Source organism: Bradyrhizobium sp. WSM4873, from assembly GCF_055811355.1.
The window spans coordinates 1-10,616 of record NZ_JBVVPS010000072.1 but is presented as its reverse complement, the minus strand read 5'-3'; the positions used below and the strand labels follow the sequence as shown (position 1 = coordinate 10,616).

The 10,616-nt window shown below is 65.9% G+C and carries 9 protein-coding genes; 1 reads left to right on the top strand and 8 read right to left on the bottom strand.

From position 1 onward, the window contains the following. On the bottom strand, nucleotides 1-1,577 hold a 1,577-nt coding region (locus tag AC0L21_RS37380), incomplete at its 3' end, for a feruloyl-CoA synthase (protein WP_473266958.1). A gap of 306 nt (nucleotides 1,578-1,883) precedes the next feature. Here AC0L21_RS37380 and atzF point away from each other — a divergent pair. Then, nucleotides 1,884-3,689 carry an allophanate hydrolase gene (gene atzF / locus AC0L21_RS37375; protein WP_473266960.1) on the top strand — a complete coding sequence of 602 codons (1,806 nt, stop codon included), beginning with the start codon at nucleotides 1,884-1,886 and terminating at the stop codon, nucleotides 3,687-3,689. Between the two features lie 171 nt (nucleotides 3,690-3,860). Here the strand turns inward: atzF and AC0L21_RS37370 are convergent, their stop codons facing one another. The 7 genes from AC0L21_RS37370 to AC0L21_RS37340 form a co-directional block, all read right to left on the bottom strand. Then, nucleotides 3,861-4,583 (bottom strand): GntR family transcriptional regulator, encoded by a 723-nt coding sequence (locus AC0L21_RS37370; RefSeq protein WP_473266955.1) that lies wholly within the window; start codon nucleotides 4,581-4,583, stop codon nucleotides 3,861-3,863. 4 nt (nucleotides 4,584-4,587) lie between these two features. Then, nucleotides 4,588-4,980 (bottom strand): oxalurate catabolism protein HpxZ, encoded by a 393-nt coding sequence (hpxZ, locus tag AC0L21_RS37365; protein ID WP_007615793.1) that lies wholly within the window; start codon nucleotides 4,978-4,980, stop codon nucleotides 4,588-4,590. A 1-nt stretch (nucleotide 4,981) separates the two neighbouring features. Next, nucleotides 4,982-6,379, bottom strand: a complete 1,398-nt coding sequence (locus AC0L21_RS37360; RefSeq protein ID WP_473266952.1) for an AtzE family amidohydrolase — start codon at nucleotides 6,377-6,379, stop codon at nucleotides 4,982-4,984. 7 nt (nucleotides 6,380-6,386) lie between these two features. Then, nucleotides 6,387-6,566, bottom strand: a complete 180-nt coding sequence (locus AC0L21_RS37355; RefSeq protein WP_007615797.1) for a DUF4089 domain-containing protein — start codon at nucleotides 6,564-6,566, stop codon at nucleotides 6,387-6,389. Between the two features lie 19 nt (nucleotides 6,567-6,585). Next, entirely contained in the window at nucleotides 6,586-8,325 is a 1,740-nt protein-coding gene (locus tag AC0L21_RS37350) for a dipeptide ABC transporter ATP-binding protein (protein WP_473266949.1), read from the bottom strand. 274 nt (nucleotides 8,326-8,599) lie between these two features. Next, nucleotides 8,600-9,499, bottom strand: coding sequence for an ABC transporter permease (locus AC0L21_RS37345; RefSeq protein WP_473266947.1), 900 nt, complete (start codon nucleotides 9,497-9,499; stop codon nucleotides 8,600-8,602). Nucleotides 9,500-9,508: 9 nt separating this feature from the next. Beyond that, nucleotides 9,509-10,522 (bottom strand): ABC transporter permease, encoded by a 1,014-nt coding sequence (locus AC0L21_RS37340; RefSeq protein WP_007597968.1) that lies wholly within the window; start codon nucleotides 10,520-10,522, stop codon nucleotides 9,509-9,511. Nucleotides 10,523-10,616: the final 94 nt, after the last annotated feature.

Sequence of the window (10,616 nt, the reverse complement as noted above, 5' to 3'; positions counted from 1 at the left end):
TGCGCGCGGCACGCAGAGATGTTGGGAAAGACCAGGAAGCGCACCTCGTCCCCGCCATGGCCGGTGACGACGATGTCCTGCGCGAGCGGCGCCAGCGCGGCGATGCCGGCGACGCGCAGCGTGCCGACATTGACCCAGGTGCCCGAATTGAGCTTGAAGTCCTCCGCGACGCGGCCGTTGAAGAACAGGCCGCGCTCCGGCTGCTTCGCATCGGCGAACTTCACGGCGTCACCGATAAGATAAAAGCCCTCGTCGTCAAACGCCTGCCTGGTCAGCTCCGGCGCCTTCCAGTAGCCCGGCGTGACGTTGGGGCCGCGCACACGCACCTCCAGCTTGTCGCCGGAGGTGACGAGTTTCAATTCGGTGCCGGGTATGGGCACGCCGATATTGCCCGAGCGCTCCGCGAGGAAATGGCAGTCGGTCGCCAGCGGCGATGTCTCGGTCGAGCCCCACGCCGAGACCATCGGCATCGCGCGGCCAACGGTCTTGATGGAGAGCTGTTCGAGCGCGTCCCAGAGATTCTGCGGCAGCGCAGCCCCTGCGTAGAAGGCGAATTTCACCTCGCTGAAGAAGCGGCGACACAACTCCTCGTCGTCGCGCAGCGCCGCAATCAACATGTCGAAGCCGCGCGGCACGTTGAAATAGACCGTCGGCATCACGCTTCTGAGATTGCCGAGTGACGTCGCAAACAGGCCGGGCGCCGGCTTGCCGCCGTCGATATAGAGCGAGCCGCCATTGCGCAGCACCAGATTGAAATTGTGGTTGGCGCCGAACGTGTGACTCCAGGGCAGCCAGTCGAGAATGACGAGATCTTCGCGCGCCTGTTCGAGAAAGGTCCACGTCTGGGCCTTGGCCTGCTGGCTGGACGTGAGCATGCGGTGGGTGTTGATCACGGCTTTCGGCGTGCCGGTCGAGCCGGAGGTAAACAGGAATTTCGCGATCGTATCGGACGTCACTGCGGAGAAAGCCGTTGCGACGTCGGGGCTCTCCGGCGTTGCCGCGATGGTGCGGAAGGCCAGCGCATCGGTATCGTCGGCATTGCCGCTGATGATCTGCGCGCTATGCAGGGGCTTGATCGCGGCCAGCGCCGCCGCAAACGGCCTCGTCGCGGAGACATAGATCGCGGCGGGCTCAAGCAGCGTAATCATGCTCTTGAGCTTGTCAAAATCCTTCGACATCAGCGAATAGGCCGGGGAGATCGCCGCCGAGGGCACGCCGACATGCTGGGCCGCGAGTGCCAGCAGCGCATGATCGACGCTGTTGTCGGAGAGGATCGCGAGCGGGCGCTCCGGACTGAGACCTTGCGCCAGAATCCATGACGCTGCCGCGCGCACCTGGCCCAGCGCCTGCGCATAGGTGACGGTGGTCCATGGCGCTTCGGCGCTGCCGCGCTCCGCGAGGAAAATCGCATCGGGCCTCTGCCTCGCCCATTGCTCTAGCCAGTCGCCGACGCAACGCGCGCCATTGCCCAGGGGCTCGGGCGAGCGCAGCACGATGCTGCCGTCGGCGCGATGGTCAGCTACGGTTCTGGGTGTCGCGAACAAGCTCGAAGCATCACCGCGAGGGGCGGCTGTCATGGTTTCCTCCTCGCCCGGGAGCCGGGACCGGCCGCAGCCTCGTCCGGACCGCGTTGGCCGGCATGTTGGCCACGACAATTGTTGGGGCGCAAGCTCGGGCAGGGCGAGCTGCCCATTATTTGCGCAAATGCCCGTAACAGGGCGCTGACACGCAGGCCCGCCGGCGCTCGAATTATCCCACAAGCCACTGATCTCTCGATAATATCCGGAGCACTTGTCCTGCCCGAATTCTGTACACAATGGCACATCGCTTGCTTCGATCCGGCTGAAGAGACGTAGCCGGAGTTTGTCGACATGAGGGCTGAAATGGGGGCTGAGCAGCCTGAAACGATCGCCGCGATCGTGGCCGCGCATCGCGCGGGCACGATCACCCCGGCGCAGACGGTCGCGCGCACCTATCAGCGCATCCGCGACCACAACGATCCCGCCGTCTTCATCAGCCTGCGCGACGAGAAGGACGCAATCGCGGAAGCCGAGAAGCTCGCCACCAAGGAGGCAGCCACCCTGCCGCTCTATGGCGTACCGGTCGTGGTGAAGGACAATATCGACGCGCTGGGATTTCCGACCACTGCGGCGTGCCCGGCTTTCTCGTACACCCCGACACACGACTCGACCGCGGTGCAGCGGCTGCGTGCCGCGGGCGCCATCATCATCGGCAAGACCAATCTCGACCAGTTCGCGACCGGCCTGGTCGGCGTGCGCTCACCCTACGGCATCCCCCGAAACGCGATCCGCGAGGACCTCATTCCCGGCGGATCGAGCTCGGGATCGGCCACCGCCGTCGGCGCCGGGCTGGTGCCGCTGTCGCTCGGCACCGATACCGCCGGCAGCGGGCGCGTGCCGGCAATGCTCAACAACATCGTCGGCCTCAAGCCGAGCCTCGGCATGATCTCGACCGCTGGCCTGGTGCCGGCCTGCCGGACGCTCGACTGCATCTCGGTATTCGCTTTGACGGTCGACGACGCCGCGCTCGCACTGTCGGTGATGGCAGGTCCCGACCAGGCCGATCCGTTCTCGCGCGACCGGCCGCTTGGCGCGCTCACCCCGCTCCCGGCAAACCTGCGCCTCGGCGTGCCGCGCAGCGGGCAGCTGATCTTCTTCGGCGACAAGAAGGCGGAAGCCGCTTACGCCGATGCCTTGAAGCGCTGGACCGCGCTTGGGGCAACGCTGGTCGAGTTCGACCTCGAGCCGTTCTACGAGACGGCGCGGCTGCTCTATGAAGGACCCTGGGTCGCCGAGCGCTATCTCGTGATCCGCGACCTGCTGGCGTCCGCGCCGGATGCGATCCATCCCGTGACGCGCGAGATCACCGCCGCCGGCGCGCGGCTGACGGCGGCGGACACCTTTTCCGCGCTCTATCGCCTGCAGGGCCTGCGCAAGATCGCCGAGCGCACCTTCACCAATATCGACGCGATGGTGTTGCCGACGGCGCCAACGGCCTACACGACCGCGCAGGTGCTGGCCAATCCGATCGAGCTCAACAGCCGGCTCGGCACCTACACCAACTTTGTCAATCTGCTCGACCTCTGCGGTCTCGCGCTGCCTGCGGCAATGCGCGCCGACGGCATCCCGTTCGGCATCACGCTGCTTGCGCCCACGGGCCACGACGCGCTGCTCGCGAGCATCGGCCGCGTGTTCCATGCGGACACCAAGTTGACGCTTGGCGCAAAGGGCGTAGCGCAACCCGCGCTGGCGTCGCTTGCCGCAAGTGGCAGCGACGAGATTCCCATCGCCGTGGTCGGCGCGCATCTCTCCGGCATGGCGCTGAACGGCGAATTGAAAGCGCTGAACGGGCGTCTGATCGAGGCGACCAGGACCGCGGCGGACTACAGGCTCTACGCATTGACGACCACGCCGCCGAAGCCGGGCATGCTGCGCGTCGAAACCGGCAAGGGCGCGTCGATCGAGCTGGAGATCTGGTCGCTGTCGTCGTCCGCCTTCGGCAAATTCGTCAACGCGATTCCCGCGCCGATGGCGATCGGCACGGTGCGGCTCGCCGATGGCCGCAGCGTGAAGGGATTTCTCGTCGAGCCCGAGGTGCTGGGTGAGGCGCGAGATATCACCGCGTATGGTGGATGGCGGAAATATATGGCGGAAGCAGCGAGGGCCTGAGCTCAATACCACGGTCGTCCCGGACAAGCGAAGCGCAGATCCGGGACCCATAACCACAGGACGAAGTTTGGCGAAGACTCGGAGTTACCATCTCGCGCCACAACCACTCCCTGGGGTTATGGGTCCCGGCCTTCGCCGGGACGACAGCGAGTAAATTGACCCGCCGTTGCCCTACACCGACACCGCGTAGATCTCGTACTCCCCGCGCACGAGCTCGATATGCGCGCGCATCGCGGCGGCGGCGCCCTGCTTGTCGCCGCGCATGATGGCGACGACGACGCGGTCGTGCTCGGCTTGCGACTTGGCGAGGCGGCCGAGGTTGCGGAACTGGGCGCGGCGGAACGGCTGCACGCGCACCCGCGTCGCCAGCGTGATCTCGGCGATGTAGCCGTTCTGCGATCCCGCATAGATCGCGTTGTGGAAGCGCTCGTTGACCTCGTGGAAACGCTCGGGATTGCCGGCGTAGCTCAACACCCGCAGCTCTTCGTGGATGGCTTCCAGACCGTGACGCTCGGCAGCCGACATGCGTTCCGCGGCAAGGCCCGCGCACAGCGCTTCCAGCTCCGCCATCGCCTCGAACATGCCCGTCAGCCGTTCGAACGAAGGCTGTGCCACCACCGCGCCGCGATGGGCGCGTGCTTCGACGAGGCCGCTTGCTACGAGCTGGCGCAGCGCTTCCCGGACCGGGGTACGCGAAACGCTGAAGCGGCGCGCGATATCGGTCTCATCAAGCGGCGCGCCGGGCGGCAGAGCTCCGCGTACGATCTCATCGGCGAGCTGCAGGCGCAGCTCCTCGGCGCGCGTGATTTTGTGGGCTGATGGCGACGCCCGGTCGACACGCGGCACCGCCGGTTCGGCCGGCAGCGTTCCGGGCGGAAGATCGTCAAGCATCATACGGTCAGGTCTCTTTCGACTCGTCGATGATGCTGACATGAGCGGCGACGACGCGCCAGCCCTCCGGGAATTTTACCCAGGTCTGCATCTGCCGGCCGACCTTGCCCGGCATCGTGTCGCGATAGAACAGGGTGGAGGCGACCGCCGTGTCGCGCCCATAGCTGGTGATCACGGTTTTCGCGGTGCGGCGGTTGAGGCCGACCGGCGAGCGCCCGGCGCGAAAGCCGGAGATCGCTTCATAGCCGTAGAGGTTCTCGCCGATGCCATAGCGCAGCGTGCGAGGATCGTTCCGGAAGAGCTCGCCGAGCACCGCGACGTCGTTTGTGATCAGGGCCTGCTCATAGCGCTCGAACGCGGCTTTGACGTCCGCGATCACGTCGGGGAGATCAATCTCCATCTCAAAATCCTTTTGGGCTGGGCGCGGCGGCGACGCCCATCTTCTCCAACGCATACGCGACGCGCAGCGCGATGTCCTCGCGCCAGGGCGCGGCGATGATCTGCACGCCGATCGGCAGCGGCTCGAGCGGCACCGGCACGGCGACCACGGGCAGGCCGATAAACGAGATCGGCTGAGTGTGGATGCCGATATTGGCGCGCACCGGCAGCTCGACGCCGCCAAGATTGAAATTGAGCTGGCCGAGCTTCGGCGCAGTGCATGGCGTCGCGGGCGCGATCAACACGTCGACGGATTTGAAAATCTCGGCGAGTTGCGCGCGATACCAGCGGCGGAATTTTTGCGCGCGGTCGACCAGCGGGGCCGGCACCATGGCACCCGCGATCAGCCGGTCGCGCACCGCGGGATCGAAATCGTTCGGCCGCTTGCGAAGCCGGTCGAGATGCAGCGAGGCGCCCTCGGTGGTGGTGATGACATAGGCCGCCGCGCGGGCCCGCGCGGCTTCGGGCACGTCCACCACGCGCGTTGCGCCCAGCGCCTTCGCGACGCGGCTGACGGCTTCGACGGCTTCCGGAAACAAATTGGTCTGGAAGTATCCGCCGGCGATGGCGATGCGCAGGTCCGAAACCGGATTGGCAAGCAGCGGCAGCGTCGGCTCCAGACCACGTGTGGTGGTGCAGGCGGCGTCGTCCGCATCCGGGCCCTGCATGGCGTCATAGGCGAGCGCGAGATCGGTGACGGAGCGCGCCAACGGACCGAGATGATCGAGGCTCGCGACGAACGGGAAAGAGCGCGCGCGAGAGAGCCGGCCATAGGTCGGCTTCAGGCCGAAGATGCCGCAGAACGAGGACGGCACGCGGATCGAACCGTTGGTGTCGGAGCCGAGCGCGATCGGCACCAGCGCGCCACCGACGGCGCTCCCCGAGCCGCCCGAGGAGCCGCCGCTCATCCGCGTCGTGTCATGCGAATTGCGCGAGGGACCGTCATGGACGTTCTCCCCGGTGAAGTCGTAGGCGTATTCGCCCATGTTGAGCGCGCCGACCAGCACGGCGCCGGCCGCTTCCATCCGCTCGATCAGCGTGGCGTCGCGCGTGGCGGGCACGCGGTCGCGGTTGATCTTCGAGCCTGCGCGCGTGGCGAGGCCTGCGACGTCGAATAAATTCTTCACCGCGAAGGGCACGCCGGCAAGCGGGCCGACGGTCTTGCCGGCGGCGATATCGGCATCGATCGCGCGCGCTTTGGCACGGGCGCGATCGGCGGTGACGTCGGTGAATGCGTTGAGGGTGGTGTCATGCTGCTTGATGCGCGCAAGCGCCGCTTCGGTCGCATCGAGCGCCGACATCTTGCGGCCCGCAACCGCACTCGCGATCTCGGAGGCCGTCATCTCTGGCTTGGTCGTCATCGCGGCGTCAGACCGTGAACACGGGCGCCGGCTCGGTCTCGTCCGGCAGCGCGAATTCGTCGACGAGGCGGCCGAGCCGCAGCGAGACCTCGAGATTGGCGCGGATGGACGACCTCCATGCTTCCTCGACCGGCAACGCCAGCGCTTTCGTGACAGCGTCGATATAATCGTCCAGCGGCTCGGCCATCACGCTCCCAAACAAGCTCTCAGTGTGCGCCCAGTGTCTGCAGCGGCGGATGCGGGATCGCCGTCAGCAGCTCCTTGGTGTAATCGTCCTGCGGATCGCTCAAGACCCTCTCGGAAGACCCTTCCTCGACGATTCGACCCGATCGCATGACAATGACACGATCGCACAACAAGCGCACTACGTTCAAATCATGCGAGACGAACAGATAACTCATACCTAGCCGCGCCTTGAGGTCCTGGAGCAGATTGAGGACCACCGCCTGGACCGAAACGTCGAGCGCGGCGGTTGGCTCGTCCAGGATGACGAGTTTTGGGTGCAGGGCGATGGCGCGGGCGATGCCGACGCGGGCCTTCTGGCCGCCCGACAATTGGTGCGGGAAGCGATCCAGCAGATTGTGCGGCAGGCCCACCATGGTGGCGAGCTCCTCGCAGCGGGCGCGGAGCGCGTCGCGCCCCCTGATGTCACCGAGCTGCATGATGGGATCGGCGATGGCGCGCACGGCGGTGAAGCGCGGGTTGAGGCTGTCGGTCGGATCCTGGAACACCATCTGGATGCGGCTGCGCTGCGGCAGCCGGGCAAAGCCGGCGGGCGCGATGCCGCCGATGTCCTCGCCGTCGAACTGGATCAGGCCCGAGGTCTGGTCCAGCAGCCGCATCACCATCATCGACGTGGTCGATTTGCCGCAGCCGGACTCGCCGACCAGGCCGACGCTCTCGCCGTGACCGACCGAGAAGCTGATGCCGTCGACCGCGCGGAACACATCCGGTTCCACCGGCGGCTTGCGGCCGAACAATTTGCCGAGCGTGGCGGTCGCGCCCTGGCGGGGATATTCCTTGACCAGCTTGTCGATGAGGAGAAGTGGCGTCTTGCCCGCCGCGGCGGTCGGAGCCAATTCCGCAGATACCGCGCTCGTGGCGGCGAGTGCTGAGCCTTCCTCCTCCGGCAACAGCTCCCGCAGGCTCACACCGAGCCGCGGCGTCGCGCGCATCAGCTTCTTCGTGTAGGGGTGCTGCGGGTTGGCGAAGATGTCGGCGGCCTTGGCGGTCTCGACCACCCGGCCCTTTTCCATCACCACGACGCGGTCGCAATAGGCTGCGGCAAGGCCGAGGTCGTGCGTGATCAGGATGGTCGACATCGCCTTGCGCTTGGTCAGCTCGACGATCAGATCCATCACCGCCTTCTGCGTGGTGACGTCCAATCCCGTCGTCGGCTCGTCGGCGATCAGCAGCTGCGGATTGCAGGCGAGCGCGAGCGCGATGACGACGCGCTGGCACATGCCGCCGGACAATTCGAACGGATAGGCGTGATAGCGCTCGCGCGGGCGGGCGATCTTGACCTGCTCCAGCGCCTCGATCGCCTTTTCGCCGCGGTCCGAAACCATGGCCTGCTGCACGTGGGTGCGCAGCACGTCCTCGATCTGGTCGCCTACCTTCCGGATCGGGTTGAGCGCGGCGCGCGGGTTCTGGAAGATCATCGAGACTTCGCGACCACGCAAATCGCGCATCTGGTCTTCGGTCGCGGCCTTAACGTCGATGCCGGAGAACATCACCGAGCCCTCGGCGATCCGCCCTGCACGATCGAGGATGCGCATCACCGCATACGACGTCACCGATTTACCGGAGCCGGACTCGCCGACGATCGCCAGCGTCTCGCCCTTGGCAACGGAGATGTTGACGTGCTGCACCGCCTTGACGATGCCGCGGCGGGTGGTGAATTCGACGGTGAGGTCCTGGACGTCGAGCAGGGGCTGGGCGGTCATGGATGCCTCCCGACACTCAAAAGCTCGAAAACAACCCCATGCACAGTAGGGAAGAAGTTGAATTTATTGAATAATTTCTGAGTGGAATTTGCGTGTGAGGCGGGCACCGCTCTCTCATTCCCTCCCCCCTTGTGGGGTCCGAGGCGAGCGAAGCTCGCTCTTGGGGGCAGGGAGGGGGCTAGCCACGAACTCAGACCTCTCCCGGGGCTACCCCCCTCCCCAACCCTCCCCCACAAGGGGGGAGGGAGCGATACAGCGGAATTCGTAATCATCATCACGTCCTCCGCTGGGGGTCGACGATGTCGCGCAGGCCGTCGCCGAGGAGGTTGAAGCAGAACACGGCGATCATCAAAGCGAGGCCCGGGAATAGCGCGATCCACCATTCGCCTGACACCATGAAGCCGGCACCTTCGGCGACCATGATGCCCCATTCGGCTGTCGGCGGACGCACGCCGAGGCCGATGAACGAGAGACCGGCGGCATTGAGGATGGCGTAGCCCATGGTCAGAGACATCTGCACGATCATGATCGGCATGATGTTCGGCAGGATATGCACCAGAAGAATGCGGAATTCGCCATTGCCAGACAGACGCGCGGCCTGCACGAAGCCGGCGTTGCGGCGGACATTGGCTTCGGCGCGCGCGACGCGGGCGTAGAGCGGAAAGTTCACGATGGCCGTGGCCAGGATGATGTTCTGCACGGTGTTGCCGAGCGCGGCAACGATGCCCATCGCGAGCACGAACAACGGGAACGCCATGATGGTGTCGGCGATGCGGCCGACGATGCGATCGGTCCAGCCGCCGAAATAGCCGGCCGCGATGCCGGCGAGTCCGCCCATCAAAAACACCAGCACGACGGAGGCGACCGCGATGAACGTATCGAGCCGCGTCGCCACCACGACCCGGCTGAAGATGTCACGGCCCAGTTGGTCGGTGCCGAACCAGTGCGCGGCCGAGGGTGGCTTCAGCGACGCCGCGGTGTCGGACGCCAGCGGGTCATACGGCACCACATAGGGGCCGAAGATCGCGGCAAGGAGGATCACGATCAGCAACGCGAAGGCAAAACCGGTGACCTTGTTCTCGCCGAGCACATAGCGGGTCTGTTCGAGGAGCGCGACGAACCCTGACGTCCGCGCGGGACTGACGGGTTCAACAGCAGGCGCAACGGAGCTCATTGTGTTCCCCTACCCTTCCAAGCGCACGCGCGGATCGATCACCCCATAAAGAATGTCGATCACGAGATTGAGCAGCACGTACATGACCGCCATGGTCAGCACGAAACCCTGCACTGGAGCGAAGTCCGACGAGATCAGCGCTTCGACCGCATAGGAGCCGATGCCGGGCCAGGCGAACACTTTTTCCACGAGCACGTTGGCGCCGAGCAGGAACGAGAACACCATGCTCAGCGTGGTGATGACGGGTAGCATCGCGTTGCGGAAGGCGTAGGTGACGATGACGGTCGCCGGCGACAGGCCGCTGGCGCGCGCGGTGCGCACAAATTCCGACGACAGCACCGCCAGCATCGAGGCGCGCGTCATGCGCGCGATCGGCGCCAGCGAGAAGATCGCAAGCGTCGTCGCCGGCAGGATGAGCTGGCTGCATGCCGAACGGAACGCCTCGAAGTCGCGCGCGATCAGGGTGTCGATGAGATAGAAGCCTGTGACCGTCGGCGGCGCGCTGTAGAACACATCGAGCCGGCCGAGCGGCGCGGGCGACCAGCCGAGCCGGAAATAGAAGACATAGACCAGCACCAGGCCGGTGAAGAACACCGGCAGGGACACGCCGGCCGTCGTCGTCACACGACAGAGATGATCGACCCACGATCCCGGCCGCGTCGCCGCCAGCACGCCGAGCGGGATGGCGATCACGATCGAGACGATGAGGCCGAGCAGCGTCAGCTCGGCGGAGGCTGGCAGGCGATTGCGGATTTCGGCCGCGACCGGCTGGCCCGTCGTGAGCGAGTTGCCGAAATCACCATGGGCGAGATCGTTGGTGTAGCGGAAGAACTGCTCGATCAGCGGCTTGTCGAGGCCGAGCTTTTTACGGATTTGCTCGACGGCTTCTTTCGTTGCGGCGGGGCCGGCGAAGTACGCAGCGGGATCACCCGGCAGCGCGCGTGTGAGCAGGAAAGTGACGATGACGACCCCGATCAGCGAGGGAATCGCGAACATCAGGCGCTTGCCGATCATGGTCAGCATGGGGTGCTCCTCCTTCTGCCTTGCAATTGGGAGCAAACTTGAACGGCCTGCGCCGCTGCGTTCCCTCCCCCCTTGTGGGGGAGGGGCAGGGAGG

Excerpts from the sequence above, each read along its gene's own strand:
- AC0L21_RS37350 (WP_473266949.1), bottom strand. The coding sequence starts at position 8,325 with ATGACCGCCCAGCCCCTGCTCGACGTCCAGGACCTCACCGTCGAATTC.
- atzF (WP_473266960.1), top strand. The coding sequence starts at position 1,884 with ATGGGGGCTGAGCAGCCTGAAACGATCGCCGCGATCGTGGCCGCGCAT.
- AC0L21_RS37355 (WP_007615797.1), bottom strand. The coding sequence starts at position 6,566 with ATGGCCGAGCCGCTGGACGATTATATCGACGCTGTCACGAAAGCGCTG.
- AC0L21_RS37360 (WP_473266952.1), bottom strand. The coding sequence starts at position 6,379 with ATGACGACCAAGCCAGAGATGACGGCCTCCGAGATCGCGAGTGCGGTT.
- hpxZ (WP_007615793.1), bottom strand. The coding sequence starts at position 4,980 with ATGGAGATTGATCTCCCCGACGTGATCGCGGACGTCAAAGCCGCGTTC.
- AC0L21_RS37370 (WP_473266955.1), bottom strand. The coding sequence starts at position 4,583 with ATGATGCTTGACGATCTTCCGCCCGGAACGCTGCCGGCCGAACCGGCG.
- AC0L21_RS37340 (WP_007597968.1), bottom strand. The coding sequence starts at position 10,522 with ATGCTGACCATGATCGGCAAGCGCCTGATGTTCGCGATTCCCTCGCTG.
- AC0L21_RS37345 (WP_473266947.1), bottom strand. The coding sequence starts at position 9,499 with ATGAGCTCCGTTGCGCCTGCTGTTGAACCCGTCAGTCCCGCGCGGACG.